We start from the raw sequence: 26,735 nt of genomic DNA, 5'->3' as shown, positions 1-26,735 counted from the left end.
CTCAGATATCGAAATTGATCATCTTGCGCATCACCAGTACCCCGATGAGCATCCAGATGCCGCTGGCGACCAGCGCAAACTTGCCGGTCTGCGTCAGCCAGAGAAGCTCGATATATTTCGGTGTGGTCAGATAGACGAGAATGGCAACGGTCGGCGGCAGCGCCCCGATGATTCCGGCCGATGCCTTGGCCTCCATCGAGACGGCCTGGATCTTGTCGCGCATCTTGCGGCGCTCCCGGAGCACACGGGAGAGGTTGCCGAGAGTCTCGGACAGGTTGCCGCCGGTCTTCTGCTGGATCGCGATGACGATGCCGAAGAAATTCGCCTCGGCGCAGGGCATGCGCTCATTCAGCTTCACGGCGGCTTCCGCGAGTGGAAGTCCGAGCGTCTGCGCCTCGATGATCTGGCGGAACTCACCGCGCACCGGCTCGGCTGCTTCGCTGGCGATGATACGCAGGCAGTCGCTGACCGGGAGGCCTGCCTTGATGCCGCGCACGATCACGTCGAGCGCATTGGGGAACTCGATGCCGAACTTCTTGAGCCGTCGGGTTTTGCAGCGCTTGAGAAACCAGGCCGGCAGGCCGAAGCCGCCGATGAACAGGCCGGCGACCCCAAGGATCGGGCTGCGGCTCGCGGCGAACAGCAATATGCCGAGAACCGCGGCGGCAATCGCGCTGACGATGTAGTATTTCTGCCGTGACCAGCTCAGCCCGGCCTGATTGATGCGGGTTTCGAGCGTGACCTTGCTGCGGGCGTTCTCCCGGTTCTCAATCTCCTTGAGGCTCTGCGCGATCTGGCCGCGTTTCATGCGGGCCTGCGCCTCCCGGTCGATGCCGCGTTCGGCCGCTGGGCTCGCGAATTCCTTGCGCCGCTTCTCGGCGCGCTTTTCGCCAGTGAGCGTCGGATAGAGCAAGGCGTAGAAGACGCCGCCGACGGCGAGCATAGCCAGGACAGCGACGGCGAGCGTACTCGCATTCATAGTAGGTCAGCCCTGTCGTATCGCGGGTTAGGCCGCATGGCTCTCGCTCGCCTGCTCGAGTTCGTCGAGGGCGGCGGCCAGGCGCTGCTCCTCACCGAAATAGCGCGCGCGTTCCCAGAAGCGCGGCCGGCCCACGCCGGTGGAGCGGTGCCTGCCGATCAGCTTCCCCGCGGCATCCTCGCCGAGGACTTCGTAGGTCATCAGGTCCTGCGTGATGATGACCTCGCCCTCCATCCCGAGCACCTCGGTGATATGGGTGATGCGGCGCGAGCCGTCGCGCATGCGCTGGGCCTGGATGATGACGTCGACCGAGGAGCAGACCATCTCGCGCAGCGTCTTCGACGGCAGTGAGAAACCGCCCATGGTGATCATCGACTCGATACGGCTCAGGCACTCGCGCGGCGTGTTGGCGTGCAGCGTTCCCATCGAGCCGTCATGGCCGGTGTTCATCGCCTGCAGCAGGTCGAAGGCTTCCGGTCCGCGTACCTCGCCGACGATGATGCGCTCGGGGCGCATGCGCAGGCAGTTCTTGACGAGGTCGCGCATGGTCACCGCGCCGGTACCCTCGAGATTGGGCGGACGGGTTTCGAGGCGCACCACATGTGGCTGCTGGAGCTGCAACTCGGCCGCGTCCTCGCAGGTGATGATGCGCTCATCGTGCTCGATATAATTGGTCAGGCAGTTGAGCAGCGTGGTCTTGCCGGAGCCGGTGCCCCCGGAGATCACGACATTGCAACGGACCTTGCCGATGATCTTCAGGATCTCCGCGCCCGGCGGCGAGATCGCGCCGAACTTGGTGATCTGGTCGAGCGTCAGCTTGTCCTTCTTGAACTTGCGGATGGTGAGCGCCGGCCCATCGATCGCCAGCGGTGGCGCGATGACATTGACACGGGAGCCGTCGGCGAGGCGCGCGTCGCAGATCGGCGAGCTTTCGTCGACGCGCCGGCCGACCTGGCTGACGATGCGCTGGCAGATGTTCATCAGCTGCGCATTGTCGCGGAAGCGGACATTGGTGAGCTGGATCTTGCCGCCGGTCTCGATGAAGGTCCGGCCGGCGCCATTGACCATGATGTCGGCGATGTCGTCGCGCGCCAGCAGCGGTTCGAGAGGGCCGTAGCCAAGCACGTCGTTGCAGATGTCGTCGAGCAGTTCCTCCTGCTCGGCGATCGAGAGCACGACATTCTTCAGCGAGATGATCTCGTTGATGATGTCGCGGATTTCCTCGCGGGCGGATTCGGAATCGAGCTTCGCGAGCTGCGACAGATCGATCGCCTCGATCAGCGCCCCGAAGATCATGCTCTTCATCTGATAGTATTCTTCGGAGCGCGTCGTCTCCGGGACCGCGATCTTGCGGACGTCCGGCGCAGCGGTTGCCGGCTCCGGCTTGCGTGGCGTCGGGGCGGCCGCCGACGCTCTCGCTGCCGGAATGGGGGCGCTCACGGCGCCTGCGGATCGCTTGCCGAACATCTCAATCGTCTCCGGCACAGGCGCTCGCGGCACCCGAGCAAGGCACCTCGATCAGACCGAGATCAGGAAGACCGTGCCGCATCATGAGGCTTTGCGGCGCTTCAGCTTCGATACCAGCGGCTCCAGCAAGCTGCGTTTGCCGCGCCGGGCCTCTCCACGCCCGGTGAGCGCGCTGGCGATCTGCGAGAAGGCTTCGGTCGCCTTGCTGCCCGCTTGGACCTCGGCGATCATCTGGCCGTTATTCGCAGCGGTTCCGAAAAGCTGGGCGTCGAAGGGGATCGTCGACAGCACCTCGGTTCCAAGGGTCTTCGCGAACTCGGCAGGAGCGATCTCGGGCCGTTTCGGCATGCCGACCTGGTTGAGCACCAGTCTGGCGCCGGTGTCGTTGGGACGTGCGGCTCGGGCGAGGTCGACGAAGTTCTTGGCGTTACGCAACGAGGCGAGCTCCGGCTCCGCGACGATCAGGATTTCGTCTGCCCCGAGCACCGTGCGCTTCGTCCAGGCGCTCCATTGATGTGGCACATCAAGCACAATACAGGGCACGCTTGCTCTCAGCAGATCGAGCAGTTGGTCGAGCGCGTCCTCACCGAGATCGATGGTCCGGTCGAGCATGGCTGGTGCCGCGAGCAGCGCGAGGTTGTCGCTGCAACGCGAGAGCAGTCGATCGAGCAGGGCAGCGTCGAGGCGTTCGGGCGCGAATATGGCCTCGGCGATGCCTTGTGGCGGATCCTGGTTGAAGTTGAGGCCGGCCGTTCCGAAGGCGATGTCGAGATCGACGATGACGGTCGAGGCATCGAGGCCACCGGAGATCGCCCAGGCGATGTTGTGAGCGACGGTCGAGGCGCCGACGCCGCCCTTCGCGCCGGTCACGGCGATGATGCGGCCGAGATTGCGAGCCTCGGGAGAGACATAGAGCTCGGACAGCGTGCGCAATACGTCGAGCGTCTCGAGCGGCGCGATCAGATATTCGCTGACGCCGCGCCGGATCAGGTCGCGATAGAGTTGCACATCGTTGACGTGGCCGATCACGACCACCTTGGTACCGGCGTCGCAGCTATCCGACAGGGCATCGAGGTTGGCGACCAGCGTCGCCGGATCGGAGACGGTCTCCAGAACGATGATGTTGGGCGTGGGTGCGGCGCGGAAGGCCTCCACCGCCGCGGCAGGCCCGCCCATCTGAATGCGGGCATGAGCCTTGTCCATGCGGCGGTCGGCCACCACGGCCTGCATGGCGGCGGCCACCGCCGGCGTCTCGCAGAACACCTGAAGCGTGACACGCGGCAGCGGCGCGATGACCTCCTCGCTGCCGGTCGCCTGATGCAGCTCAGCCGACTCGGAATGCGTCATGTCCCGCCTCCGACCGTGGAATTGATCTGCGGCGTCGTCGACCGGTACTGCGTCGATGGATCCTTGCCGTCGCGGATCTTGGCGATGGCGCCCATGCGCTTGACGATGTCCGGCCTGCCTTCATCGCGGGAGCGCACCAGATCGAGCGGATCCGCGACCTGCGCGGCGAGCGTCGCCTGCGAGGAGCAGCCGAAATTCCAGTAGGGTTCGTTCGAGGCGGAGAACTTGTAGTTCGAGCTGCCGAGATCGGTCGGCCACTGCCCGCATTCATGGGGCAGCGTCGCCTGCAGCGAGGCGAAGGTCAGCCGGATCGGCGAGGCCAGGCCTGGGTCCTGAATCGGGTAGCTGCGCACAGCGAGTGCGCGGGGCGAGACGCCACCCTGCGCCAGGGCCGTGCGGATGCTGGCCAGCGTATCGCGCGTGGCGCGTTCGCGCCGGTCTCCGGTGGGGATCTCGGCGACCATCCCGCCCTTGCCGGAGCGCCGGTATTCCTGGGCGAAGGCGACAACATCTTCGTTCTGGCGCCGGTCGAGCGCCACACCCGAGCGTCCGACGAAGACGTCGAGCGAGCGCGGGGCATCCTTCAGCACGATAGGATGCCGTTCGCGCACGTCGCTGGGGGCAAGCGAGGCGGTATTGTCGCCCTTGCTGGCGCAGCCGCCGGCCAGGGTGCTCGCAGCGAGAAGAGCGGCAACCAGTCTCAGGGAGGTCGGGGAGCGCGATCGGGAATATGCGGTCATCGTCAAGCCATCCGTTCTTCCGTGACGCGCTCAGTCGGCGATGAAGCCGACTCGGCCCTTGTAGGCCTGGGGGACCGCACCACCGCCGCTGCCGTAGATCTTGTTGAGCCGCCCGAGGAGGATGGCCTGCGAGTCGTGGGATTCGACGAAGCCATCATCGGGACGCTGGACCTGCGTCGGCTGCATCGGCTTGGCGATGTAGGGCGTTGCCGTGATCATCAGCTCGGTCTCCTCGCGCTGGTAGTCGCGCGAGCGGAACAGCGTGCCGATGATCGGTAGGTTCATCAGGCCGGGCAGGCCGTTCAATGACTGCTTCGAGACGCGTTGGATCAGGCCCGCGGTAGCCAGTGTGCCGCCGGAGGGCAGCTCGACGGTCGTGTCGGATTTGCGGACGCGGAAAGCCGGCATGTTGAGGCCCGCATCTTCGGAGCCGCCCAGCCGGAGCTGGTTCTCGAAATCGAGCTCGGTGACCTCTGTGGCGATGCGCATGCTGATCTTGTTGTCGGACAGCACAATCGGCGTGAAGTTGAGGGTGACGCCGACCGGCTTGTATTCAATCTGGATCGAGCAGGTCCGGCGGTTGAAGTTATCGTAGGAGCAGGTTTGGCCTTTCGGGATCGGCACTTCGCCGCCGGCAGTGAATTTCGCGGTCTCGCCCGAGATTGCGGTGACGGTCGGTTCGGCCAGGACGCGGGCCAGGCCGGCGCGCTCAAGGGCGCGCAGCGTGAAGTTCTGCGCGTTCCCGAGACCTGCCGTGATCGCCGTGGCGGAGAGCGCCTGCGGCTGCAGGGGCAGCGGGTTATCGATCGAGGGCGTAACGGAGAATTTGCCCAGCTTCCATTCGCCGGTGGAGTTGATGCCGAGCTGCTTGATCGCCTTGCGCTGGACCTCCGAAACAACGACCTTGACCATGACCTGGTCGCGGTCGCGGATGGTCAGCGAGTTGATGACCGCACCCTTCCTGTCAGATTTCTCGGAAACGCCGACGAAGGCATTGGCGATGTCGACGGCTTGCGTCGCTTCCGAGGCGTTCGGCACCGAGCCGATGAGGAGGATCGAGTCGCCGGCCGGCTTGATCTCGATCTGCGAGTTCGGCAGGGCCGTCCGCAGGGTCTGGCGCAGCACGTTCAGGTCACGCCCGACATTGATTTCCAGCGCGGTGATCTGGCGGCCTTCGCCGTCCATCACGAACATCGAGGTCACGCCGTCGGCGATGCCGATGACGAAGAGCTTGCGGGCGGTGCGGACGACGGCATTCGCCACCTTCGGATTGGCGACGAAAACCTCCTTGGCGTCCCGCGGCAGCTCCACCACAAGGGACCGCCCAATCGACAGGTCGAGCTTGCGTGAGATTGCGTATTCACTGGTGCCGACGTTCAGAACGGGCGTAGGCCCGGCTGATTGCGCACGGGCGCCCGCAGCCGAGAGGGCGCATAGGAGCGTCGCAGCGAGGCCAGTGGCGGCGAGGCGGGTGGACGAACGGATCATGGCTTCACGCTCTTGGTGGTGACGCCATAGCGCACCAGTGTCATCGCATTGTCGTTGCGGGCTGGCGTAGCAGCGTTGTCGCCGGCGTCCTTGAGACTGCGGAGCGCCAACGACAGAGTGCCGGTTTTCTGGCCCTGGATCAGGACCTCGACCTGGCCGGGATCGACCTCGAGCGTGGCCGTCTCGCCGACAACGACCTTCTCGCCATTGCGCTCCTGGATATTCTGTCCGATCGCGAGGACGCGGATGTTACGCAGCAGGGTTTCGCTGACAAAAGCCTCGCCGCCGCGCCCGCTCGCGGATTCCCCGCGCCAGGTGCAGATCACGTCGACACGGTCGTTCGGCAGGATGAAGCCGCCGGCGGTGCTGGCACCGCGGCTGTCGGTCGTGATCGCGACCGCGCGCATGCCGGAAGGCAGAACGGCTGAGAGGAAGCCGGTCCCATCGGTCTTGATCAGCTTCTCGCGGCGGATTGGTTCGGCCGCAAGGAGGGCGTAGCGCGCGACCTGTCCGGCGATCTCCTTTTCGGCCTCGGGCGTCTCGTCCTGGCGAATGACGCCGGCCGGTACGCTGGCGAGCGGCCAGTCGAGCCAGCGCATGTCGTTCGCCGAAACCGTGTTGCCGATCGGGATGTCACCTGCAGCGACGAGGACGGGCACTGTCGGCGCCGGTTCGGTCTTGGCCACTGGCGCCGGAGCCTGGGACGGCTTCTGGACGAGGAAGGCGGCGCCGAGGCCGGCGGCCAGCGCGACGAGGAGAATGATGATGCGAGCGGGGCTCATTGACGTTCGATCCTCGGCCAATCGAAGCTGGCCCTCATCCCGGATCGTCTTCGGGAAACGTCAATTTATAGTTAATGAGGCGTATACTTTTGGAATTTCTGCCGCAACGGAAGGGCGCGCCGTCACAGGCCGATGGCGGCTCGCCAGATCGACGTTTCCGGCAGGACGAGCAGCGCCGCGAAAGCCAGCGCGATTCCGTAGGGGACACCCTGATTCGCGGCGTGCAGACGCTGTGCCCAGCCCCAGCTCGCTGCAGGAGCGGGCAGAGGCCATTTGCGCAGCATCAGGATCAGAACGGTCAGAACGCCGCCGAAGATGGCGGCCATCGTCAGATAGGGCATGAGCTGGTCGAAACCGAACCACAGCGCGGTGGCGGCGGCGAGTTTGGCATCGCCTCCGCCGATCCAGCCGGCGGCGAACAATCCGAAGGCAACCACCAGGACAAGCCCTCCGGCGGCCAGATGCCAGCCGATCTCCGTCATGCCCAGCCCCAGCAGGGTCGCGCATACGGCAAAGCCGGCGATGAGGAGGAGGCAGAGCCGGTTCGAGATGGTCATCGAGACGAGGTCGCTCGCAGCCGCATAGGCCATCGCCAGCGGGAAGACACCGAGCATCACGATTTGTGACAGAGTCATGGGCGACCACTCCGTTGCTGCCGGCGATACTGACCGGCAAGCCTCACCGAACCCTTACGGTCATCGGGAAATCTCGACGGGACGGCAAAAGCACGCCCCGCAAATGAGAACGCCCCGGGTAGGCCGGGGCGTTCCTTGGTATCCAGCGAAACCGGATGGGATCAGCGCTTGGCCAGTTCCGTGCCGATGTCGGTGAACAGGCCCTTCAGGTTCGTGCCGAGGGTGGTCATCGCACCGATGGCGGCGACGGCGACCAGGGCGGCGATCAGGCCGTATTCGATGGCGGTGGCGCCGGACTCATCCTTGACGAAGCGAGCGAAAATCTTGGTCATGTTGGGAACTCCTCTTACCACGGTTTGACTGCTGCCTTCGCTCTAGTTGGCTTCGGTCAGCGACAGGAACGACATTAGCCGGGGCCTCTTGCTGAACTGTTAAACGGATCGAAGAATTGACGCGATTTTGCGGGCGTTTATTCTGTGGTTAACGCGGAATTTACAAATTAAAATGCGATGAATATTTAGGTGACGAGCGCTGCGTCGAAGTTGATAACGGTAAACGAGCGATTTAGCTAACGCGCTAGACCAAATTGAAGCGACGCGTCGCGCGTTCGATTTGACGCCGAACGCGTCAAATTCCCCTTGGTCACGACATATCGAGATGCATCAGAACGCTACGTGGCGCTGGTTTAGGGTTTGATTCATCATTTTGCGCTTTGCTCCCGGGGTCGCAAACTTCGAGGCGCCGCTCATGTTCACTCTCCGGAGCTTGGCAGGACATCGATCCCGCGCGTCCCGGACCCTCGCGGGCCTGACGTTCGTGCCGCTTTTCGCGGTCGGTGTCGCCGTCGCGGCCCCGCAATCCGGAGCCCTCGAGAGCGTCGTGGTGCTGGTCGATCACGCCAAGGTCATCCGCCTGCCGGAAAAGGCGCAGACCGTCATCGTCGGCAATCCGGCGATCGCCGACGTCGCGGTTCAGCGCAACGGCGTCATGGTCGTGACCGGCAAGAGCTTTGGCATCACCAACCTCATCGCCCTCGATGCCAGCGGTTCTCTTCTGGCGGAATCGCTCGTGCGCGTGAGCGCGGCTTCCGATTCTGTGCTGACGGTCCAGCGCGGCATGGATCGCGAGAGCTATTCCTGCACGCCTGAATGTCAGCCGTCGGTGCAACTGGGCGACGCGCAGAAATATTTCGGCGAGGTCGGGGCGCAGGCCACGAGCCGCAACGCACTCGCCTCGGGAGGTCGCGGCGGCTCGGCGCCGCAGTAACGCGGTGTCTTTAGGGAAGCGGAGCGCGATGAGCTTGCGCGGCGCTTGGTAAACGAAATCTTCCTCGGGTTTTCAAGACAGGGCGACCCTCTCTAACCGATCCGAAATTCTTTCGGGGTAAGGCTTTGCATCATCGGACGCGGTGTCCGAGAGCAGCAATGGATTGCGGATCGGATGACGGCCATTCTCCAAGCCGCCGGCGCCAGCCCTCCGGGTCGCGGCAAAAAGCGATTGATCCGGAGGTTCGGGCGTTCCCAGGACGGGGCGGCAGCCGTCGAGTTCGGCTTCATTGCGGTGCCGTTCTTTGCGCTGCTCTTTGCCATCATCGAGACGGCGCTGATGTTCTGGACCAGCGAGGTGCTCGAGGAATCGCTCTCTCAGACATCGCGGCGCCTGCTCACCGGTCAGGCGGTCAGCCGTTACAATTCCACGAACCCTGCCACGAATGCCCAAGCGTTTCGCGACGATATCTGTGCGGCTGCGCCGATGGGTTTGATCGACTGCTCGAAGCTCTATGTGGACGTCAAGATCTACACGGACTTCGCGGGGGCCAAGTCAAACACCACAAGCCCGGTTTCCAACGGCAAATTGGACACCAGCAAATTCGCCTACAACGAGCCGCAGCCTGGGCAGATCGTCGTCGCACGTGCGGTTTTGGATTATTCCCTCTTTCTGACGAGCTGGGCCTCGGCTTCACTTGCCGACCTCGGTGCGGGGCATCGTGCCTTGGTGGCCACGACGGTGTTCCGGGCCGAGCCGTTCACGACGCCCAGCCCCGGAGCCGGAACATGAGGCAGAACCGGACAAGGTGTCTTTGGAGCCGCTTCCGGCGCGACGCGGAAGGGGTTGCGCTGGTCGAGTTCGCCATGCTGCTGCCGGTGATGCTGATCGCCTATTGCGGCGTCGTCGATGTCGTGCAGATGGTGATGGCTAATCGCAAGGTGACGCAGCTGACGCTGGCACTTGCCGACTTGACGGCTCGCTTCGGGGCGGTGGCGCCGGCTGATATCGACAACATCCTCAAGGCTTCCGAGAGCGTGATGATGCCCTTCGACGGCACAGCGGTAAGCATGACCGTTTCCAGTGTCGTGATCGACGCCAACAAGATCGCGAAGGTCTGCTGGAGCAATGCGAGCAAGGGGACGACGCCGCTTGTGCGCGGAACGACGGTGACGTTGCCCGCCAGCGTCAATGTCCCCAACACCTCGGTGATCATGGCCCGGGCGAGTTACGACTACGCGCCGATAACGGGCTACGTTCTGAGGGACGCGACATACACGCTGGGCAATAACCTGATCTATACCCGCCCGCGGACGGGGCAGGCGGCCGGCACTGCGAATATCGAGCAGGTTGTCAGGACCGGTACGCCGGCCTGTCCGACCTTCTGACTGAAGATCGCAGCGATTGTCGGCTACGAGTATGTGCGCAGCGCGCGGCTTCAGCCGCGCAGCACCATCCGCCCGGTCTGGACCTCGTAGCCCTGCAGCTTGCCGAGGAACGAGTTGCCGAGCAGGCTCATCCCGAGCGCCCCCGGCGGCATCACGACGGCATCGACATTGCGGACGACGATGTCGCCGAGGCGGACTTCCCGCAGAAGGGTCCGGATCGCCGTCACCGTGCCATTGGCGGTGCTCAACAGCATCGGACGCGCCCGCTTGTCGGGCTTGATCCCGAGCGCGCGGGCATCATCCGCCGTGAGCGCGACGATGCTGGCCCCGGTATCGACCATCATCTTGATCCGATAGTTGTCGATCGTCGGGTGGACGACGTAGTGGCCGCGATAATCGGCGGCGACAGCCAGGATCGCCGGCCCGCGGCGGGCGGGCGGGTCCGATGCTCGGCTTGCGGTGGCTTTCGGAACCTCGGCATCGACCTTGGGGGCGAGCCATTGCGTATAGGACAGCGAGACGCCGATGGCGACCGCCGCCACGCCCAGTGCCCAAGTCGATGGATTCGCCACCGTTCCCACTCCGCTCGTCGCCGTGGCGGCCGGCGGCCACGGATGGCGCGCGAGCCGATACTGCTTGCCGGAGAGTTGGCTGCGCAGACCTGACGAAACGTGAACGGCAGGCTCGGAATTGGCGGCAAATGCCGATATCGGCGGCGCTCGTCGCCATCAGGCTTAATCCAGGCTTACCGCATTTGCGGAAAGGACCGGTCGGCGAGCGCGGCGATCTCCGTTGCGCGCGGAATGCTCGGCTGTGCGCCGGCTTGCGTGCAGGCGAGCGACCCGGCTGCAAGCCCCTGCTGCAGCGCGCGGGCAAGATCGTCGCCGGCCGCCAGGGCGGCGGCGAAGGCACCGGTGAAGCTGTCACCGGCTGCGACGGTGTCGACGACCGTGACCCGCGGCGCTTCGAGGCGTTGCCGTGTTCCCCCTTGCCAGCTGACGACACCGGCCGCGCCCAGGGTGGCGACGCCGGCGATGCCCCGTTCGCCGTCGAGCCTTTGGGCGATGGCATCGGGTTCACGCTCTGCCCAGCCGAGCGTCTCGGCGAGAACCAGGGCCTCATGCTCGTTGACGATCAGGATGTCGACGAAGGCGAGCAGCATCGGCGAAGGCGGGCCGGCTGGCGCCAGGTTGAGGATGACGCGCCCGCCTGCCTGCTTCATCAGCCGTGCGGCTTCCAGGCAGGCCTCCTCCGGCACCTCGCGCTGCAGCAGCAGGATGTCTTGCGGGCCGAGCGGCAGCCGCTGCAAGGCATCGGGCCGGGCTTCGGCATTCGCGCCGGCGGCCACGATGATCTGGTTCGCGCCCTGCCGGTCGATGGCGATGAAGGCCGCTCCCGTCGGCGCGTCGACCCGGGCGACATGGCTGAGGTCGACACCGTCGGCGGCGAGCAGCGAAAGAGCCTCCTCCCCGAAACCGTCGCGGCCGGTCGCACCGATCAGCGCCACCTCGGCGCCGGCGCGCCGCGCCGCCAGCGCCTGGTTCGCGCCCTTGCCGCCCGGGTGGACGGCATAGCTCGGCCCGAGCACGGTCTCTCCGGCGCCGGGAAGGCGCTCGACCTGGGTGACGAGATCGATGTTGATCGAGCCGAAGACGACGATCATCGGGCGAGACCGGCGGCCAGGCGGCGCACGCCGGAGACGAAGGCGGCTTCCGGTGTCGTGACGGTGGTTTCGATGCCCGCGGCCGCGAGCGCCGCGCCATAGCTTTCGGCCAGGATGCCGTCGGCGACGAGGTGGATGCGGTTGGTCGCGCCGAACAGGGCCTGCGCTCCGGCGATCTCCTGCGCCACCAGCAGCGAGGAGAGGAAGGGGCCGACCTCGCCGCCGCGCATCCGCCCGGCCAGAACCTCGGTCCGGGCGCCGAAGGCCGCATTGAGCAGCCCGCCGGGGCGGCCTGCCGCGGCGCGGCCTCGGGCGGCGCCGCTCGATGCATCCTCACCGGCGGGCTCTTCCGCCAGGCGCGCCAGGATCGACTGGTTGCGCAGCAGCCCGTAGACCTCGCCGGTCATGAAGCTGGCGAAGCGCGTGATCCGCCCGCCACGGATCTCGGCCCATTTCGAATGGGTTCCCGGCAGGCAGGCGAGGCCGTCGGCGAGGCCGAGGCCGACGACCAGCGTCTCCTCGCCGCGCATGACGTCGAAGGCGCCGTCGTCGCAACTCAGCCCCGGCAGGATGGTGGCCCTGGTATCGGCCGCGAGATCGACGGCGATGCCGGCGGCGGCGATCTCCTCGGGCGAGGCCGGGCAGGCGACATAGGGCGCCTCCACCCAGCCGTTGCGGCTGCCGACCATGCCGGCGAGTACGATCGCCGCCTCGGGTGCGGTGCGGCGCAAGTCGCCTGCCAGCGCCTCGAAGGCCGCCGGATATCCGCCAGCCGGAACCGACTGGATGCCTTGGTCGGCAAGGCGTCGTTGCATGACCTCCCCGGTTTCCGAGATCAGGAAGGCGCGCGCGCGGGTCGTGCCCCAGTCGAGCGCGATCAGTGGTTTGGGCATGGCAGGCTCCAGAAGGGAGGGGGAATGTCCTCGCGGCGCAGGGTTCGGTCAAGAGCCGGCTTGTCTGCGACGCGCCGGGGCGCGAATCTCCGTCGCGGGATATTCCGATTCTGGACACGCGATGCTTGAGCTCGAAGCTGCCGGCCTGAAGGCCACGATCGTTCCGGAGGTGGGCGGCATCGTCTCGCGCCTCGATTGGCGTGGGCCGGACGGACGCTTCCACGCGCTGCTGAAGCCGCCCGGCGATACGACGCTTTCGACGACCGTGCCGAATCTCTGCGGAACCTGGGCGATGCTGCCTTTCGCGAACCGTGCCTTCGGCGGCATCGTCGACGACGGCGAGCGACGTTTTCAGGTTCCGCCCAATGATCCGGGCGGCAATATTCACGGTTTCGGCTGGCAGGCGGGCTGGGAGGTGCTGCGGCACGATTCCGGCCATGCCGTGCTCGAACACCGCCGCACGGAGGGGCCCGACCCCTACCGCTACCGCGCCCGGCAGGACATCGCGCTCGGCGAGGACGGCATGATCATCCGGCTCTCGATCGTGAACGAGGCCGATGCGGCGCTACCCTACGGAATCGGCCATCATCCCTGGTTTCCCTGTGCCGCCGATACGCGCCTCATGATGCGGGCGAACGGCGCGCTCGTCTTCGGCGAGGCCTTTCGTGCCATCGGGCAGCAGTCCTTTGCGGATGGCGGGCCCTACACGGTGCCAAGCCTCTTCCGCCGCGACGACGTCACGGCCTGGAGCTTCCTCGGCTGGGACGGTAGCGCGCGGATCGAGACGCCCTCGACCGGTCTCGCGATCACGCTGAGCGCGAGCGGAAACCTGGACTGCCCGGTGGTCTGGGCGCCGGCCGGCGCGGATTTTCTCTGTGTCGAACCGCAAAGCCACGCCATCGGCGCGCCGAGCGAGCCGGCGGCTCGCGCCGCCATGCCGCTGAGGCGCTTGCAGCCGGGCGAGGCACTCGAAGGCTGGATCCGAATCGCGCCGGAAGCCCTGGAGGCTTAGCGCCAGCCGGAACCATGCCCGTAGCTGCTCGGGTAATAGGGCTGGTAGCCATAGGCACCCGCAGGGAGCGCCGGCCGCAGCATGATCTGGCCGCGCGCCGCTTCCCAGCCATGGCTCCGGGCCTGCTTGGCCACGGTGACGGCATGGCTGCGATGCGTCTTGGCCTTGGCGACCTTAGCCTTGCCGCCATGCGCCTTGGCCAGATGGGCCGCCTTGCCCTTATGCGTCGAAGCCTTGGCGAAGCGCGAGAGATTGTCCGGCGCGGCGCCGTTGAGCGCGATGCGCGTCTGGCTCGCGCCGTATTTCTTCACCAGCGCGAAGAGCTTCGCCGCATTGGCGGGGTGCAGCCGGATGCAGCCGTGCGAGGCCGGGCGGCCGAGCGCGCCGACCGCGGGTGTGCCATGGATAGCGTAGCCGCCGCGGAAGAATACGGCATGAGGCATCGCACCGCCGTATTTCCGAGAGTACCAGTTCTTTTCGAGGCGTGTCGGCCGGTAGACGCCGTTTGGCGAGCGGAAGCCCTTGCGACCGGAGGAGATCTTCCAGTCGTAGACCTCTCCCTCCGGGGTCGTCACGGTCATCCGCTGGGCCGCGATGTCGACCCTGACGTTGACGCCCGCCGAGGCCTGGGCGGCCCCGAAGACGGAGAGAAACAGAACGGCGAGGATGCCGAGGACACGACGCATAGCCCGTACTCCAGAAACGCGACTGTTGAGCGGGCGTTCGTGAAGCTCTGGCGGCCATCGCCCTTGACTCTAGGAAAGCGCGGGGGCGGGAGCGTGTAAAGCGGGAAGGCGGAACGTGGTTTCCGTGGCGCGTCAAATCATCGGCAGCGAGGATGGTTTGCGGCCGCGCGGGAAAGCGGCGTCGATCCGGCCGATGTCATCGTCCGTGAGCGTGAGGCTCAGCGCGCCGGCATTGTCCGCGACATGAGCGGCGCTCCCGGCTTTCGGGATCGCGAAGACGCTAGCGCGGTGCGTCAGGAAGGCGAGCGCGATCTGTCGCGGTGTCGCGCCATGGGCGGCTGCGATCTCCGCCAGGACCTTGCCCTGTGCGCTGCCCGGTTCCGGGAAGTCATGATGGCCGAAGGGGCTGTAGGCGGTGACGGCGACGCCGTGCCGCTCGCACCACGGGATCACGGCATGCTCGATGGCGCGCTCGCGCAGATGGTAGAGCACCTGGTTACAGGCGATCTTGCCCTGGCCCGCTGCAGCCAGCGCCTCGTCGAGATCGTCCTCGTCGAAATTGCTGACGCCCCAGGACAGGATCTTGCCCTCCCGCTTCAGCGCCTCGAAGGCGGCGAAGGTCTCGGTCAAAGGGTGCGGTCCGCGCCAGTGCAGCAGGTAGCAGTCGAGCCTGTCGGTCTTGAGATGTTTCAGGGAGCGCTCGCAGGCGGCGCGCACGCCCTGCCGCGAGGCGTTGTGCGGCAGCACCTTCGAGACGAGGAAAACGTCGTTGCGCCGTCCGGCGATAGCCTCGCCGATAATCGCCTCGGAGCGGCCGTCGCCATACATTTCGGCGGTGTCGATATGGGTGAGCCCGAGATCGAGCCCGCGCTGCAGGGCGGCGATCGCCTCGCGCCGGTCGCCCTGCTCGATATACCAGCTGCCCTGGCCGATGCTGGAAACCACCGGCCCCCCGGCTCCGAAACTGCGTTGCATGAGGCTCGCCTCCGGCTGTTCAGTAGACGTCCACCTTGAAGCGCGCATGCCGGATCTCGCCGTCATTGTAGCGCACGCGCACGCCAAAGCTGTCGGGGCCGCGATAATCGCCGCGGGAGGTGTATTCGAAGCCGAGCGAGGGTCCGATCCTGCCGTCGCAATGCTGGTGGTCGCCCGGGCCGTACTGGGCCTTGCCGCGGCGTGCCACCATCCGGACCTTGCCGTGGCGTGGCGGCTCGGTCAGCACGCCCGTCGGGCGCTTTACCGGCCGGCAACGCTTGTCCATCGTCATGTAGGTCTGCTGCATGACGGTCGGCTCGCCCGCTGCCACGCGGTCGACGCCGTCGTCGGGAGAGGCCGTGCCGCCGGAGGTGACGCAGCCGCCGAGCAGCCCGCACAGCAGTGTCGCGGCCAGGATCGTCAAACCGGGAACGGGCATGCTCGCTTCCTCGCTGTCTGTCAGGCTGGCCTCGGTGCAGGGCGGGTTCAGCTCGGCAGCGTGCCGTTGGCCGAAAGCACCTCGCCCGCCAGATACAGCGAGCCGCAGATCAGGATGCGTGGCGGCGCCGGCCAGTCGCGCGCGGCGATGGTCCGCAGCGCCTGTTCGACCGAGCTCGCGGCTTCTGCCTGCAGGCCGCTTCCGCGCGCCGCTTCCGCGACCTCCTCGGCCGGGCGGGCGACGAGCGAATTCTGGATCGGCACGGCGTAGAGCATCTGCGCCAGCCCCTTGAAATGGCCGAGCGTGGCGGCGGCATCCTTGGTCGAGAGCAGGCCCGCGATCATCACCAGCGGCGCCGGGTTGCGGTCGGCGAGATCGGCCATCGCCTGCGCCAGCACGCGCCCGCCATCGGGGTTATGCCCGCCGTCGAGCCAGAGTTCGGCGCGCTCCGGAACGAGTTCGGCAAGATGTCCGCGCGAGAGCCGCTGCAGCCGTGCCGGCCAGTCGGCGTTGCGCATGCCGTCCTCGAAGGCGCTGACCGGCAGGCCGCCATAGCCGGCGGCGCGAAGCGCCGCGATCGCCGTGCCCGCATTGATATGCTGGTGGCGTCCCGCAAGCCGCGGCAGCGGCAGGTCGAGCAGTCCGTCCTGATCCTCGTAGACCAGCCGTCCGCCGGCCTCATGAACGTTGAAGTCCTGCGCGCCGATCAGGATCTTCGAGGCGCCGGCACGCTCGGCCGCCGCTTCCAGCACCGCGGTCGGCTCCGGCTCCTGCGGCGCGATCACGGCCGGTGCGCCGCGCTTGAAGATGCCGGCCTTCTCGCCGGCGATCTTGGTGACCGTGTCGCCGAGATATTCGGAATGATCGAGCGAGACCGGTGTTACCACCGTGCAGGCCGGGTGAGCGATGACGTTGGTGGCGTCGAAGCGCCCGCCGAGCCCGACCTCCAGCAGCAGCACGTCGGCCGGATTCTCGGCGAAGAGCAGGAGCCCGGCTGCGGTCGTCATCTCGAAGAAGGTGATCGGGTCGCCGGCATTGGCGGCCTCGCAGCGCTCCAGCGCCTCGACCAGCCGGTCTTCCTCGACGAAGCGCCCGCCGCCGGGCGCGCCGAGGCGGATGCGTTCATGGAAGCGCACCAGATGCGGCGAGATGTAGACATGCACCGAAAGTCCGGCTGCTTCGAGGATCGCCCGCATGAAGGCGATGGTCGAGCCCTTGCCGTTGGTGCCGGCGACGTGGATCACCGGCGGCAGGCGCTTGTGCGGATCGCCCAGCCGCTCCAGCAGGGTCAGGATTCGGCCGAGCGAGAGGTCGATCAGCTTGGGGTGCAGCGCCATGAAGCGCGCCAGCAGCGTGTCGGAAGACCCCATGAAGCGCGCGCTCCCCGGCGAAAGCTGCCCTCAGACCGCTTCGGCGACCGGCTGCGGCGGCGCGGCCTTTGCCGCTTCGCTGGCCGGCTGCCTGGTCAGCAGACGGCCAAGGCGCGCCAGCGTTTCCGGCAGGTCGCGGCGATGCACCACCATGTCGACCATACCGTGATCCTTGAGATATTCCGAGCGCTGGAAGCCGTCCGGCAGCTTCTCGCGGATGGTCTGCTCGATCACGCGCGGCCCGGCGAAGCCGATCAGCGCGCCGGGCTCGGCGATGTGGATGTCGCCCAGCATGGCATAGGAGGCGGTGACGCCACCCGTGGTCGGGTTGGTTAGAACGACGAAATAGGGCAGGCCGGCCGCGCGCAGGCGCCGGATCGCGACGGTGGTGCGCGGCAGCTGCATCAGCGAGAGGATGCCCTCCTGCATGCGCGCGCCGCCCGAGGCCGCGAACACGACATAGGGCGTCTTCTTCTCGAGGGCCGTCTCGGCACCCTTGATGAACGCCTCGCCCGCGGCCATGCCGAGCGAGCCGCCCATGAAATGGAAGTCCTGCACGGCGATGGTCATCGGCAGGCCCTTGACCCGGCCGTAGCCGACCTTGAAGGCGTCCTGCGCGCCGGTCTTGGCGCGGGCGTCCTTCAGCCGGTCGAGATAGCGCTTCTCGTCGCGGAACTTGAGCGGGTCGATCGTGACTTCGGGCAGCGCGACATCGAGCCACTTGCCTTCGTCGAAGGTCAGCCGCAGCCGCTCCGGCGCGGTGACGCGCATATGATGCTCGGAGCCGGGGATGACGTAGCCATTGGCCTCGACATCCTTGTGGAAGACCATCTGCCCGGAATCGGGGCATTTGATCCAGAGATTCTCCGGCGTCTCACGCTTGAACAGCGTCTTGATGCGCGGCCGGACGACTTCGGAAATCCAGTTCATCGGATCATCCCTGATGGGCCTGCGGCGGCACGCACCGCCCGGCGAGAGATGGGGATCGGCTTTTCGCCGGCAAAGACCCTCTTGGCAAGGATTTCGTCGGCGGAAGACCTCGTTGGTGTGTTCAGGCTGCCTTCGCGACCGAGCGCACGCCCTGCGCGAGCTCGGCCACCAGCGAGGTGACAGCCGAAACGGTCTTTTCCGTGGCCTTGCCCTGATCATCGAGCGAAAGGCGGACGCGCTCGACAAGGGCCGAGCCGACGACGACACCGTCCGCGCCCTTGGCGATGGCAGCCGCATCGGCCGCGGTCTTGACGCCGAAGCCGACGGCCACGGGCAGGTCGGTGTGGCGCTTGATACGGGCGACGGCGTCGCCCACCGCGCCGTAATCGGCGATGGCGCCGCCGGTCACGCCGGTCATCGAGACGTAATAGACGAAACCGGAGGTGTTCTGCAGCACCTTGGGCAGGCGCTTGTCATCGGTCGTCGGCGTGGCGAGGCGGATGAAGGAGACGCCGGCCTCGAGCGCCGGCAGGCAGAGTTCGGCATCCTCCTCCGGCGGCAGGTCGACGACGATCAGCCCGTCGACGCCGACGCGGCGCGCCTCGGCCAGGAAGGGCTCGACGCCATAGGCGTAGATCGGGTTGTAGTAGCCCATCAGCACGATCGGCGTGTCGTGGCCGGCCTTGCGGAAGCTCTCGACCATGGCGAGCGTCTTCCTGAGCGTCTGCCCGGCCTTCAGCGCGCGCTGCCCGGCGAGCTGCACCGGGATGCCGTCCGCCATCGGGTCGGTGAAGGGCACGCCGAGCTCGATCACGTCGGCGCCGGCCGCGGGCAGGGCCGCGAGAATGGCGCTCGCGGTCTCGAAATCAGGGTCGCCTGCCGTGACGAAGGTCACGAGCGCGGCCCGCCCTTCGTGGGCGCAAGCCTGGAAGCGGTTCTGGATACGGGTCTGGCCGGTGTCGTTCATGCGCCTGCGGTTAGCATGATGCACGCGGGCTGGCGAGTGGCTTGCGCGCGGGCCAAGCCTGCGCCACATCGGCCGGACATGCGCGCCTTCGACACCGCCCTGCCCATCGACGCCGTCCTCGGCGATCTCGCCGCATCCCTGCGGGCGCGTTCGAACGCCGTGCTCGTCGCTCCGCCCGGCGCCGGCAAGACCACCCGCGTGCCGCTCGCCCTGCTCGACGAGCCCTGGACGAAGGGTGGCAAGCTGATCCTGCTCGAGCCGCGTCGGCTCGCCGCGCGGGGCGCGGCCAATCGTATGGCGCAGACATTGGGCGAGCAGGTTGGCGAGACGGTCGGCCTGCGCGTGCGTCTCGGCTCGAAGATCGGCCCGAAGACCCGCATCGAAGTCGTCACCGAGGGCGTTTTCGCCCGCATGATCCTCGACGATCCTGCGCTGGAGGGCGTCGCGGCGGTGCTCTTCGACGAGTTTCATGAACGCTCGCTCGACGCCGATTTCGGGCTGGCGCTGGCGCTCGACGCGCAGGGCGGCCTGCGCGAGGATCTGCGCATCCTCGTGATGTCGGCGACGCTCGATGGCGCGCGGATCGCGAAACTGCTCGGCGATGCGCCGGTGATCGAGAGCGAGGGGCGCGCTTTCCCGATCGAGACGCGCTATCGCAGCCGCGATCCGCTGAAGCGGATCGAGGACCAGGTCACGGAAACGGTGCTGCTGGCGCTGAACGAGCAGCCGGGCTCGCAGCTTGTCTTCCTGCCGGGGCAGGGCGAGATCCGGCGTGTCGAGGAGCGCCTGCGCGAAAGGCTGCGTGACCCTTCGGTCGAGATCGCCCCGCTCTACGGTGCGCTCGATCAGCGCGAGCAGGACCGGGCCGTGCTGCCGACATCCGCCGGCAAGCGCAAGATCGTGCTCGCCACGGCCATCGCCGAGACCTCGCTGACCATCGAGGGCGTGCGCGTCGTCATCGATTCCGGCCTCGCCCGCGTGCCGGTCTACGAGCCCGACATCGGTGTGACGCGGCTGGAGACCCGCCGCGTCAGCCGCGCCGCCGCCGACCAGCGCCGCGGCCGCGCGGGTCGGACCGAGCCGGGCGTCTGCTACCGGCTCTGGGATGAGGCCGCGACCGGCGCCCTCGAGCCCTTCGCCCGGCCGGAGATCCTCTCTGCGGATCTGAGCCCGTTATTGCTCGACTGCGCCGCCTGGGGCGTTGCCGATCCGACGACTCTGACCTTCCTCGACCCGCCGCCGGCTCCCGCCCTGAAGGAGGCGCGCAGCTTGCTGGCGGCGATCGGGGCGCTCGATGCCGACGGCCGCATCACCTCGGACGGGCGCGCCCTGCAGGCCTTGCCTCTGCCGCCGCGCCTCGCCCGCATGATCGTGGCCGCCGCCCGTTTCGGGCAGGCCGGCGCCGCCGCCGATCTCGCTGCCGTATTGGTCGAGCGCGGTCTTGGCGGCGATGCGATCGATCTGGCCGAGCGGCTCGAACGCTTCGCCCGCGAACGCGGCGGCCGCGCCGGCGACATGCGCCGCCTCGCCGAAGGCTGGGCCCACGCGGCCGAGCGCCATGCCCGGCAGGACCGAAACTCCGCCGAGGCGCCGTTCTCGCCCGGCCTGCTGCTGGCCTTCGCCTATCCCGACCGGGTCGCGAAGGCACGCAGCCCCGGTTCCGGCCAGTATCTTCTCGCCAATGGCCGCGGCGGGGCGCTCGAAACCTCACAGCGCCTGGCGCGCGAGCCCCATATCGTCGTGGCCGAGATGACGGGCGCGGCCCAGCAGGCCCGGATCATGGCGGCCGCCGCCGTCACCGAGGCCGAAATCGGTGTACTGGTCGCCCATGGTCTCGCGCCCTATGCCATCGTCGAGCGCGAGGAGACGGGCTTCGACCGGACCTCGCGCGCCCTGCGTGTTCGGGCGGTGCGCCGCTACGGCGCGTTGTCGCTGGCGGAGCGGCCCTTGCCGGTGGCGGACACTGTTGAGAACGCCGACGCCTTGGCGAAAGGCATCGCCTCGCTGGGCATCGGCCTCCTGCCCTGGACTAGGGCGCAGAACCAGCTGCGCGAGCGAGCCGCCTTCCTGCGCAGGGCCGAGCCCGAGCAGGGCTGGCCCGATCTTTCGGATGATGGTCTGGCGCAGGAACCGGAGCTCTGGCTGGCGCCGCACATCATCGGCCGGGCTTCCGTCGGCGCGATCCAGCCATCCGATCTCGATTCGGCCCTGGCGAGCCTGGTGCCCTGGGACATGAAGCGTCGGCTCGACGCCGAGGCGCCGACCCATTTCACCGCGCCGACCGGCTCCTCGCTTGCGGTCGACTACGCTGCCGAGGCCGGCCCGACCATTTCCGTGCGCGTGCAGGAACTCTACGGGCTGGCGATCCATCCGGCGCTGGCCGGCGGGCGCGTGCCGCTGGTGCTCGAATTGCTCTCGCCGGCGCATCGGCCGATCCAGGTGACGCGCGATCTGCCCGGCTTCTGGCGCGGCTCCTGGGCCGCGGTGAAATCCGAGATGAAGGGCCGCTATCCGCGCCATCTCTGGCCGGACGATCCCGCAGCCGCTGCACCGACGACGCGGGCCAAGCCGCGCGGGACCTGAGGTCTGCCGTCAATTCCCCATCCGCTCGCGCCATTGCCGTTCGCCGGCAAGGCATGTGGCCGGATTCGTCGCCTGCGCTTTCTGGATCGTCGCCTCCGGCGGCAGAGCCGCGATCTCGCGCAGCAGCTTGGTGCGCGTCGCCTCGACGAACTGGTGTTTCTCGCGGATCGGAATGACGAAGGCGCCGATCCCGGTGACGACACAGTCCTTGTAGTAGACGTCGAGGTTGTCGATGTCGAAATAGCCGGCCTGCTTCAGCATCACCGGCAGCCCGTTGATGGCGATGCCCTTGGCGCCGGCCTCGTCGCGGGCAGTGGTGACGGGGCGCCCGTCATTGTTGGCGCCGTCGCCGGAGATGTCGATGACGCGGCGGATCGTCGTGACGTTGGACTGTTCGAGCAATTGCACGCCGAGGTCGATCGCGCCCGAGATCGAGGTGCGCCGGCCCCGCCGCGTCGGAGCCTCGCCCAGTTCCTCGGCGAAGGCATTGGCTGCGGCCGGGCTGTCGATGATCTTCCAGGGGCGGACGACATACTGGAAGTGGCCGCCGGCCCATTCGAAATAGGTCACCGCGATCTTGCCGATCGCGCCGTTGACGATGGCGTCCTGCAACTGCTTCGAGCGGAAGGCCTCGATATAGCCGTTGCGCTGCAGGGCAAGCTCGTCGAGATCCATCGAGTAGGAGACGTCGACCGCCAGCACGAGCGCGACGTCGACCTCTTCCGGCGGAGGATTCGCCGGCTGCGCATTCGGCGCGGCATGGCTCCACAGGGCCGCCGCTGCCAGGCTCGAGAGACCGTACAGCCAGCGCCGCATCGCCACCTCCGTCATCCTGTCGCGGCGCGAGTGTGCGCCCGCTTGCGGGCGAGGCCAAGGCCGAAAACCGGGGATCGCGATCCGGTTTCGATAGCGATTTCGCGAGGATAGGTGGAGGGCGGCGCCTCAGGCCGCGCGGCGGCGCTCGACGATCGCGATCGCGGCGGCGACCACCTCCGCGATCGTCAGCGCCGAGGTGTCGAGGATCACGGCATCCTCCGCAGCCTTGAGCGGCGCGTCGCTGCGGCCCGAATCGCGCGCATCGCGGCGGCGGATATCGGCGAGGATGCTTTCGAAGCTGACCGTCTCGCCACGCCCGAGGAGCTCCTTGTGCCGCCGCGCCGCCCGTACTTCAGGCGTCGCGGTAACGAAGAGCTTGGCCGGCGCGTCGGGGCAGATCACCGTGCCGATGTCGCGCCCGTCGAGCACGGCCCCGCCTGGCTGCGCCGCGAATCGCCGCTGCCGGGCCAGCAGCCCCGCCCGCACCGCCGGCATCGCGGCGACGACAGAGGCCGCCTCGCCGATCTCGCGGCCGCGCAGGCGCTCCTCGGGGAAGCCGGTCTCGTCGAAGCTGCCGACGATGTACTCGGCCGCTACGGCATCCTGGATGTCGTGCCCGGCATCGAGCATCGCGCGCGCAACCATGCGATAGAGCAGGCCGGTGTCGAGGCAGGGCAGGCCGTAATGGGCCGCGAGCCGCTTCGCCAGCGTGCCCTTGCCGGAGGCGGCCGGGCCGTCGACGGCGATGACGAGGGTCCCCTTGGCCGGGCTCATGCGATCCGGCCTCCGAGACCGTTCATCAGCGAGACGAAGCTCGGGAAGCTGGTAGCGATCATCAGAGCATCATCGACCATGACGGGCTGCCGGGTCGCAAGCCCCATGACGAGGAAGCTCATGGCGATGCGATGGTCGAGATGGGTCGCGATCGGTCCCCCGCCAGGCACCGGCGCGCCGCCCGAGCCCTCGACGACCAGGTCGTCGCCCTCGATCGCGCAGGTCACGCCGGCTGTCCTCAGCCCGGCCTCGACCGCGGCGAGGCGGTCCGATTCCTTGACGCGCAATTCCTGCAGGCCGCGCATCCGCGTCGTGCCCGTCGCGAAGGCGGCCGCGACCGCCAGCACCGGATACTCGTCGATCATCGAGGGTGCACGTTCCGGCGGCACCGTCACGCCTTTGAGCTGCGAAGCGCGGATGCGCAGGTCGGCGACGGTCTCGCCGCCCTCGTTGGCCTCGCGCTCGACCGTGATGTCGGCGCCCATCTCGATCAGCGTCGTCAGCAGACCCGAACGCAGCGGGTTGGTCATCACGCTTTCGAGCAGGATGTCGGAACCCGGCACGATGAGGCCGGCCACCAGCGGAAAGGCGGCGGAAGAGGGGTCGGCCGGCACCACGATCGGCGCCGCCTGCAATTCGGGCTGGCCCTTCAGCACGATGCGCCTGCCATGCGCGCCTTCCGGCGTCACCGTCACCTCGGCGCCGAAATGGGCCAGCATCGTCTCGGTGTGGTCGCGCGTCGCCTCCGCCTCGATCACGGTGGTTTCGCCCGGTGCGGCGAGGCCGGCGAGCAGCACGGCGGACTTGATCTGGGCCGAGGCGACCGGCGGTCGATAGACGATCGGAATCGCCTCCTGCGGGCCGCGCAGCGTCAGCGGCACGCGTCCGCCTTCCTGCTGCGAGACGACGAGCGTGCCCATCTGCTCGAGCGGATCGAGGATGCGCCGCATCGGCCGCTTGCGCAGCGAGGCGTCGCCGTCGAAGGTCGTGGTGATGGGATGAGAGCCGCAGACGCCCATCATCAGCCGCGAGCCCGTCCCGGCATTGCCGAAATCGAGGATGTCCTCCGGTTGGTGCAGGCCTCCCACACCGACGCCCTGTACCCGCCAGCTGCCTGGCCCGTCATGATGGACGACGGCGCCGAGCGTGCGTGCGGCCGCGGCGGTGCGCATCACGTCCTCGCCCTCGAGCAGCCCGCTGACCCTGGTCTCGCCGATCGCCAGCAGCCCGAAGATCATGGCCCGATGGGAGATCGACTTGTCGCCGGGCACGCGGACGCGACCCTTGAGCGGGCCGCCGGCGCGGGCGGTGAGGGGGGCAGGCTCGTGATCGTGCGACACAGGCGCTTGCTTCTCGCTTCTCGAAGCTCGTGCGGGATGGACCGGGGCAGGCCGTAGCATGCCCGCGCACGGCAAGCCAATGCGGTACCGATGCGGGCTCCGGAGCCTTGCGAATCGGGCCCATGCTTGCGGCCATGGGGCGGGTTGCGCAAATGAGTATTTGACAGCGCCGCGCGCCCCGACTAACGGACGCCCCTGCTTTTCAGAACATGAACGGTTGAAGGGTCCGACGCAGTGGCGAAACCGGAACTCGGAACGAAGCGCGTTTGCCCGGTCACGGGCCGCAAATTTTACGATCTGGACAAGGATCCGATCGTCTCCCCCTATACGGGGCAAGCCTACCCGCGCTCGATGTTCGAGCCGCAGGCGAAGGCTCCCAGCAAGCCTGAGGCCGAGGACGAGGACGAGACCGAGGCCGCCGATGGCGCGGTCGAGCTCGTCTCGCTCGACGAAGCCGATGCCGAGGCGTCGGAGAAGGACACCGTCGTCACCAGCGAGGACGATATCGAGGTCGAGGACGTCGGCGGCGACGACGAGGACGACACCTTCCTCGAGGAGGATGAGGAAGGCGACGACGACGTCTCCGACCTGATCGATGGCGACATCGAGGGTGACGAGGACAACTGATCCTCGCCCCTGAAAAAAAGATGACGACAAAGCGACATTAGGCGCTTGTGTCTTCAGCCCGGGCCGCCTATAGAGCGCTGCGTCGCCGGCAGGCGGCCCGGACCGGAACCGCCGAGGCGGTTTGAAAAGTCCGATTTGACGGCCGATCCCAACTCGGTCGTGACGCGTGGGGCCATAGCTCAGTTGGGAGAGCGCTTGAATGGCATTCAAGAGGTCGGCGGTTCGATTCCGCCTGGCTCCACCATCTCCCCCCAGATCATGATCCGGCAGAAGCTGTGACAAAATGGCTGCGGCGCGCTACGCCGGCACCATCGCGGCTTGCGTCCTCGGGAACGGCCGGAATGTCATCAGGATCAGCATGGCCGTCAGCCCCATGCCCCAGGAGCCGACATAGAGCGGCGCGTAGCTGTTGAAGCGATCGTAGATCAGGCCCCCGATCAACGGGCCGGTCGACATGCCGAGGCTTCCGGCCATCGCCGTGCCGCCGATGATCGTGCCCATCATTCTCAGCGGGAAATTCTCGCGGATGATCAGCGCGTAGAGCGGCATCGTCCCGGCGTAGAGGAAGCCGACGACCACGGCCACGGCATAGAAGCCCTCGAGCCGGTCGACGAAGGCATAGGCCAGCACGCCGAAAGCCTGCGCCATGAGCCCGATGACGAGGACGCGCTGCGCGCCGAATCGGTCTCCCGCCAGGCCGAAGCCGAGCCGGCCGAACATGCCGGCGAACCCCTCGAGACTGTAGATCGACACGGCCGCGATCATCGGGATGCCGCAGGTCACGGCATAGCTCACCGTATGGAAGATCGGGCCGGAATGGGTGGCGCAGCAGAAGAAGTTCGCCAGCATCAGGATCACGAACTGTGGCGAGCGCACCGCCTGTCCAACGGTCATCTCCGAGGACGGCCCATCTGCCGCCATCTCGCCCGGCCCGGCTTCGAGCGCGGGCGGCCGACGCACCAGGAGCGCGGCCGGAATCATCAGGGCGGCTGCGATGCCGGCGATGATCAGCATCGAGCCGCGCCAGTCATGGACAGTGACCAGCCAGGCCGCGAGCGGCGCCATGGTCATCGGCGCCATACCCATGCCGGCCGAGACGAGCGAGACGGCCAGCCCCCGCTGCGTGTCGAACCAGCCGGTGACGCAGGCCATCATCGGCGCGAAGACCGCGGCCGTCGCCCCGCCGACGAGAAGACCGAACAGGAGCTGGAACGCGATCAGCGAATCGGCTCGGCTGGCGAGCGCGAGGCTCGCGGACAGCACGATCGACCCGGTGAGCACCACCGGGCGCGGCCCGAAGCGGTCGGACAGATTGCCCCAGATCATGCTGGCGGCAGCCATGGCGAGGAAGCCGATCGTCATCGCCGTGGAGATGCCGGTGACGGACCAGCCGGTATCCTGCGCCATCGGGCGCAGGAAGACGGGTAGCGAGAACATGGCGCCGACCGCGACACAGCCCAGCAGGCCGCCCGCGGCGACGATCACCCAGCGATAGGAACGGTTCATCGTACTCTCCGGGATGGACCGCACATCGCCCCGATGCGGCGGTTCGAGCGCCGGCCGCATGG

At 67.5% G+C, this 26,735-nt stretch carries 27 protein-coding genes and 1 tRNA gene; 7 read left to right on the top strand and 21 right to left on the bottom strand.

Going from position 1 to position 26,735, the window contains the following annotated elements; translation table 11 throughout:
* Position 1 precedes the first annotated feature (1 nt).
* From CE453_RS28250 to CE453_RS28215, 8 genes are all read right to left on the bottom strand, one after another.
* Complete coding sequence (locus CE453_RS28250; RefSeq protein ID WP_089177617.1) at positions 2-979, bottom strand: type II secretion system F family protein; 978 nt, start codon at positions 977-979, stop codon at positions 2-4.
* Positions 980-1,006: 27 nt separating this feature from the next.
* Positions 1,007-2,446 (bottom strand): CpaF family protein, encoded by a 1,440-nt coding sequence (locus CE453_RS28245; protein ID WP_089177616.1) that lies wholly within the window; start codon positions 2,444-2,446, stop codon positions 1,007-1,009.
* Positions 2,447-2,527: 81 nt separating this feature from the next.
* Positions 2,528-3,793 carry a CpaE/TadZ family protein gene (locus CE453_RS28240; protein WP_089177615.1) on the bottom strand — a complete coding sequence of 422 codons (1,266 nt, stop codon included), beginning with the start codon at positions 3,791-3,793 and terminating at the stop codon, positions 2,528-2,530.
* Positions 3,790-4,533: a CpaD family pilus assembly protein gene (locus tag CE453_RS28235; RefSeq protein WP_089178202.1), complete on the bottom strand. Its 744-nt coding sequence runs from the start codon at positions 4,531-4,533 to the stop codon at positions 3,790-3,792. The genes CE453_RS28240 and CE453_RS28235 overlap by 4 nt, the downstream gene beginning before the upstream one ends.
* 30 nt (positions 4,534-4,563) lie before the next feature.
* Positions 4,564-6,021 carry a type II and III secretion system protein family protein gene (locus tag CE453_RS28230; protein ID WP_089177614.1) on the bottom strand — a complete coding sequence of 486 codons (1,458 nt, stop codon included), beginning with the start codon at positions 6,019-6,021 and terminating at the stop codon, positions 4,564-4,566.
* Positions 6,018-6,803 carry a Flp pilus assembly protein CpaB gene (gene cpaB / locus CE453_RS28225; RefSeq protein ID WP_089177613.1) on the bottom strand — a complete coding sequence of 262 codons (786 nt, stop codon included), beginning with the start codon at positions 6,801-6,803 and terminating at the stop codon, positions 6,018-6,020. Before cpaB ends, CE453_RS28230 begins: the two co-directional genes overlap by 4 nt.
* 122 nt (positions 6,804-6,925) lie before the next feature.
* Positions 6,926-7,438, bottom strand: coding sequence for an A24 family peptidase (locus tag CE453_RS28220; protein ID WP_089177612.1), 513 nt, complete (start codon positions 7,436-7,438; stop codon positions 6,926-6,928).
* 161 nt (positions 7,439-7,599) lie between these two features.
* Complete coding sequence (locus tag CE453_RS28215) at positions 7,600-7,770, bottom strand: Flp family type IVb pilin (protein ID WP_089177611.1); 171 nt, start codon at positions 7,768-7,770, stop codon at positions 7,600-7,602.
* 415 nt (positions 7,771-8,185) lie between these two features.
* Here CE453_RS28215 and CE453_RS28210 point away from each other — a divergent pair, with 415 nt between their 5' ends.
* From CE453_RS28210 to CE453_RS28200, 3 genes are all read left to right on the top strand, one after another.
* The gene (locus CE453_RS28210) at positions 8,186-8,704 is read left to right on the top strand and encodes a pilus assembly protein N-terminal domain-containing protein (RefSeq protein WP_089177610.1); all 519 of its coding nucleotides are present in this window, start codon (positions 8,186-8,188) and stop codon (positions 8,702-8,704) included.
* Positions 8,705-8,878: 174 nt separating this feature from the next.
* On the top strand, positions 8,879-9,496 hold the full coding sequence (locus CE453_RS28205; RefSeq protein WP_089177609.1) for a TadE/TadG family type IV pilus assembly protein: 618 nt from the start codon (positions 8,879-8,881) through the stop codon (positions 9,494-9,496).
* On the top strand, positions 9,493-10,092 hold the full coding sequence (locus CE453_RS28200; RefSeq protein WP_089177608.1) for a TadE/TadG family type IV pilus assembly protein: 600 nt from the start codon (positions 9,493-9,495) through the stop codon (positions 10,090-10,092). The genes CE453_RS28205 and CE453_RS28200 overlap by 4 nt, the downstream gene beginning before the upstream one ends.
* Positions 10,093-10,142: 50 nt before the next feature.
* On the opposite strand, the gene CE453_RS28195 is transcribed toward CE453_RS28200, so the two are convergent.
* The 3 genes from CE453_RS28195 to CE453_RS28185 form a co-directional block, all read right to left on the bottom strand.
* On the bottom strand, positions 10,143-10,664 hold the full coding sequence (locus tag CE453_RS28195) for a retropepsin-like aspartic protease family protein (protein ID WP_157733242.1): 522 nt from the start codon (positions 10,662-10,664) through the stop codon (positions 10,143-10,145).
* Positions 10,665-10,837: 173 nt separating this feature from the next.
* Positions 10,838-11,755 (bottom strand): ribokinase, encoded by a 918-nt coding sequence (locus CE453_RS28190; protein WP_198302230.1) that lies wholly within the window; start codon positions 11,753-11,755, stop codon positions 10,838-10,840.
* On the bottom strand, positions 11,752-12,648 hold the full coding sequence (locus CE453_RS28185; RefSeq protein ID WP_089177606.1) for a 2-dehydro-3-deoxygalactonokinase: 897 nt from the start codon (positions 12,646-12,648) through the stop codon (positions 11,752-11,754). The genes CE453_RS28190 and CE453_RS28185 overlap by 4 nt, the downstream gene beginning before the upstream one ends.
* 121 nt (positions 12,649-12,769) lie before the next feature.
* Here CE453_RS28185 and CE453_RS28180 point away from each other — a divergent pair, with 121 nt between their 5' ends.
* Complete coding sequence (locus CE453_RS28180; protein ID WP_157733241.1) at positions 12,770-13,660, top strand: aldose epimerase family protein; 891 nt, start codon at positions 12,770-12,772, stop codon at positions 13,658-13,660.
* Here CE453_RS28180 and CE453_RS28175 read toward each other — a convergent pair.
* The 6 genes from CE453_RS28175 to trpA form a co-directional block, all read right to left on the bottom strand.
* On the bottom strand, positions 13,657-14,346 hold the full coding sequence (locus CE453_RS28175) for a L,D-transpeptidase (protein WP_089177605.1): 690 nt from the start codon (positions 14,344-14,346) through the stop codon (positions 13,657-13,659). The genes CE453_RS28180 and CE453_RS28175 overlap by 4 nt on opposite strands.
* Before the next feature lie 132 nt (positions 14,347-14,478).
* Positions 14,479-15,321: an aldo/keto reductase gene (locus CE453_RS28170; protein ID WP_089177604.1), complete on the bottom strand. Its 843-nt coding sequence runs from the start codon at positions 15,319-15,321 to the stop codon at positions 14,479-14,481.
* A gap of 19 nt (positions 15,322-15,340) precedes the next feature.
* The gene (locus CE453_RS28165; RefSeq protein WP_089177603.1) at positions 15,341-15,760 is read right to left on the bottom strand and encodes a hypothetical protein; all 420 of its coding nucleotides are present in this window, start codon (positions 15,758-15,760) and stop codon (positions 15,341-15,343) included.
* 47 nt (positions 15,761-15,807) lie between these two features.
* Positions 15,808-17,130, bottom strand: coding sequence for a bifunctional folylpolyglutamate synthase/dihydrofolate synthase (locus tag CE453_RS28160; RefSeq protein WP_089177602.1), 1,323 nt, complete (start codon positions 17,128-17,130; stop codon positions 15,808-15,810).
* Positions 17,131-17,160: 30 nt separating this feature from the next.
* The gene (gene accD, locus CE453_RS28155; protein ID WP_089177601.1) at positions 17,161-18,060 is read right to left on the bottom strand and encodes an acetyl-CoA carboxylase, carboxyltransferase subunit beta; all 900 of its coding nucleotides are present in this window, start codon (positions 18,058-18,060) and stop codon (positions 17,161-17,163) included.
* 121 nt (positions 18,061-18,181) lie between these two features.
* Entirely contained in the window at positions 18,182-19,027 is an 846-nt protein-coding gene (trpA, locus tag CE453_RS28150; protein ID WP_089177600.1) for a tryptophan synthase subunit alpha, read from the bottom strand.
* Between the two features lie 78 nt (positions 19,028-19,105).
* Between trpA and hrpB the strand changes: the two genes are divergently transcribed.
* Positions 19,106-21,610 carry an ATP-dependent helicase HrpB gene (hrpB, locus tag CE453_RS28145; protein WP_089177599.1) on the top strand — a complete coding sequence of 835 codons (2,505 nt, stop codon included), beginning with the start codon at positions 19,106-19,108 and terminating at the stop codon, positions 21,608-21,610.
* 9 nt (positions 21,611-21,619) lie between these two features.
* Here the strand turns inward: hrpB and CE453_RS28140 are convergent, their stop codons facing one another.
* The 3 genes from CE453_RS28140 to aroA all read right to left on the bottom strand — a co-directional run bounded on the left by CE453_RS28140 (position 21,620) and on the right by aroA (position 24,540).
* Entirely contained in the window at positions 21,620-22,426 is an 807-nt protein-coding gene (locus tag CE453_RS28140) for a DUF1194 domain-containing protein (protein ID WP_089178199.1), read from the bottom strand.
* A 126-nt stretch (positions 22,427-22,552) separates the two neighbouring features.
* The gene (locus CE453_RS28135) at positions 22,553-23,200 is read right to left on the bottom strand and encodes a (d)CMP kinase (RefSeq protein ID WP_089177598.1); all 648 of its coding nucleotides are present in this window, start codon (positions 23,198-23,200) and stop codon (positions 22,553-22,555) included.
* On the bottom strand, positions 23,197-24,540 hold the full coding sequence (gene aroA / locus CE453_RS28130) for a 3-phosphoshikimate 1-carboxyvinyltransferase (protein ID WP_089177597.1): 1,344 nt from the start codon (positions 24,538-24,540) through the stop codon (positions 23,197-23,199). Before aroA ends, CE453_RS28135 begins: the two co-directional genes overlap by 4 nt.
* 234 nt (positions 24,541-24,774) lie before the next feature.
* On the opposite strand from aroA, the gene CE453_RS28125 reads away from it, so the two are divergent.
* A complete protein-coding gene (locus tag CE453_RS28125) occupies positions 24,775-25,167 on the top strand; it encodes a TIGR02300 family protein (RefSeq protein ID WP_089177596.1) in 393 nt (130 codons plus the stop codon).
* Between the two features lie 168 nt (positions 25,168-25,335).
* Positions 25,336-25,411, top strand: a tRNA-Ala gene (locus CE453_RS28120).
* A 53-nt stretch (positions 25,412-25,464) separates the two neighbouring features.
* Here the strand turns inward: CE453_RS28120 and CE453_RS28115 are convergent.
* Positions 25,465-26,673, bottom strand: coding sequence for an MFS transporter (locus CE453_RS28115; protein ID WP_089177595.1), 1,209 nt, complete (start codon positions 26,671-26,673; stop codon positions 25,465-25,467).
* Positions 26,674-26,735 lie beyond the last annotated feature (62 nt).

Origin of the sequence: Bosea sp. AS-1, assembly GCF_002220095.1 — a bacterium.
In the GTDB taxonomy this organism is placed as follows: Bacteria; Pseudomonadota; Alphaproteobacteria; order Rhizobiales; family Beijerinckiaceae; genus Allobosea.
The sequence above is the reverse complement of the archived record's forward strand: the minus strand, read 5'-3'. Positions and strand labels throughout refer to the sequence as shown.

What these genes read in the sequence shown, in the direction of transcription:
- CE453_RS28230 (WP_089177614.1), bottom strand. Translation starts at nt 6,021, where the DNA reads ATGATCCGTTCGTCCACCCGCCTCGCCGCCACTGGCCTCGCTGCGACG.
- CE453_RS28165 (WP_089177603.1), bottom strand. Translation starts at nt 15,760, where the DNA reads ATGCCCGTTCCCGGTTTGACGATCCTGGCCGCGACACTGCTGTGCGGG.
- CE453_RS28220 (WP_089177612.1), bottom strand. Translation starts at nt 7,438, where the DNA reads ATGACTCTGTCACAAATCGTGATGCTCGGTGTCTTCCCGCTGGCGATG.
- CE453_RS28135 (WP_089177598.1), bottom strand. Translation starts at nt 23,200, where the DNA reads ATGAGCCCGGCCAAGGGGACCCTCGTCATCGCCGTCGACGGCCCGGCC.
- CE453_RS28115 (WP_089177595.1), bottom strand. Translation starts at nt 26,673, where the DNA reads ATGAACCGTTCCTATCGCTGGGTGATCGTCGCCGCGGGCGGCCTGCTG.
- CE453_RS28210 (WP_089177610.1), top strand. Translation starts at nt 8,186, where the DNA reads ATGTTCACTCTCCGGAGCTTGGCAGGACATCGATCCCGCGCGTCCCGG.
- CE453_RS28215 (WP_089177611.1), bottom strand. Translation starts at nt 7,770, where the DNA reads ATGACCAAGATTTTCGCTCGCTTCGTCAAGGATGAGTCCGGCGCCACC.
- cpaB (WP_089177613.1), bottom strand. Translation starts at nt 6,803, where the DNA reads ATGAGCCCCGCTCGCATCATCATTCTCCTCGTCGCGCTGGCCGCCGGC.
- hrpB (WP_089177599.1), top strand. Translation starts at nt 19,106, where the DNA reads ATGCGCGCCTTCGACACCGCCCTGCCCATCGACGCCGTCCTCGGCGAT.
- CE453_RS28205 (WP_089177609.1), top strand. Translation starts at nt 8,879, where the DNA reads ATGACGGCCATTCTCCAAGCCGCCGGCGCCAGCCCTCCGGGTCGCGGC.
- CE453_RS28235 (WP_089178202.1), bottom strand. Translation starts at nt 4,533, where the DNA reads ATGACCGCATATTCCCGATCGCGCTCCCCGACCTCCCTGAGACTGGTT.
- CE453_RS28185 (WP_089177606.1), bottom strand. Translation starts at nt 12,648, where the DNA reads ATGCCCAAACCACTGATCGCGCTCGACTGGGGCACGACCCGCGCGCGC.
- CE453_RS28140 (WP_089178199.1), bottom strand. Translation starts at nt 22,426, where the DNA reads ATGCGGCGCTGGCTGTACGGTCTCTCGAGCCTGGCAGCGGCGGCCCTG.
- CE453_RS28170 (WP_089177604.1), bottom strand. Translation starts at nt 15,321, where the DNA reads ATGCAACGCAGTTTCGGAGCCGGGGGGCCGGTGGTTTCCAGCATCGGC.
- CE453_RS28245 (WP_089177616.1), bottom strand. Translation starts at nt 2,446, where the DNA reads ATGTTCGGCAAGCGATCCGCAGGCGCCGTGAGCGCCCCCATTCCGGCA.
- CE453_RS28180 (WP_157733241.1), top strand. Translation starts at nt 12,770, where the DNA reads ATGCTTGAGCTCGAAGCTGCCGGCCTGAAGGCCACGATCGTTCCGGAG.
- CE453_RS28175 (WP_089177605.1), bottom strand. Translation starts at nt 14,346, where the DNA reads ATGCGTCGTGTCCTCGGCATCCTCGCCGTTCTGTTTCTCTCCGTCTTC.
- CE453_RS28200 (WP_089177608.1), top strand. Translation starts at nt 9,493, where the DNA reads ATGAGGCAGAACCGGACAAGGTGTCTTTGGAGCCGCTTCCGGCGCGAC.
- CE453_RS28190 (WP_198302230.1), bottom strand. Translation starts at nt 11,755, where the DNA reads ATGATCGTCGTCTTCGGCTCGATCAACATCGATCTCGTCACCCAGGTC.
- trpA (WP_089177600.1), bottom strand. Translation starts at nt 19,027, where the DNA reads ATGAACGACACCGGCCAGACCCGTATCCAGAACCGCTTCCAGGCTTGC.
- CE453_RS28250 (WP_089177617.1), bottom strand. Translation starts at nt 979, where the DNA reads ATGAATGCGAGTACGCTCGCCGTCGCTGTCCTGGCTATGCTCGCCGTC.
- CE453_RS28240 (WP_089177615.1), bottom strand. Translation starts at nt 3,793, where the DNA reads ATGACGCATTCCGAGTCGGCTGAGCTGCATCAGGCGACCGGCAGCGAG.
- CE453_RS28160 (WP_089177602.1), bottom strand. Translation starts at nt 17,130, where the DNA reads ATGGGGTCTTCCGACACGCTGCTGGCGCGCTTCATGGCGCTGCACCCC.
- accD (WP_089177601.1), bottom strand. Translation starts at nt 18,060, where the DNA reads ATGAACTGGATTTCCGAAGTCGTCCGGCCGCGCATCAAGACGCTGTTC.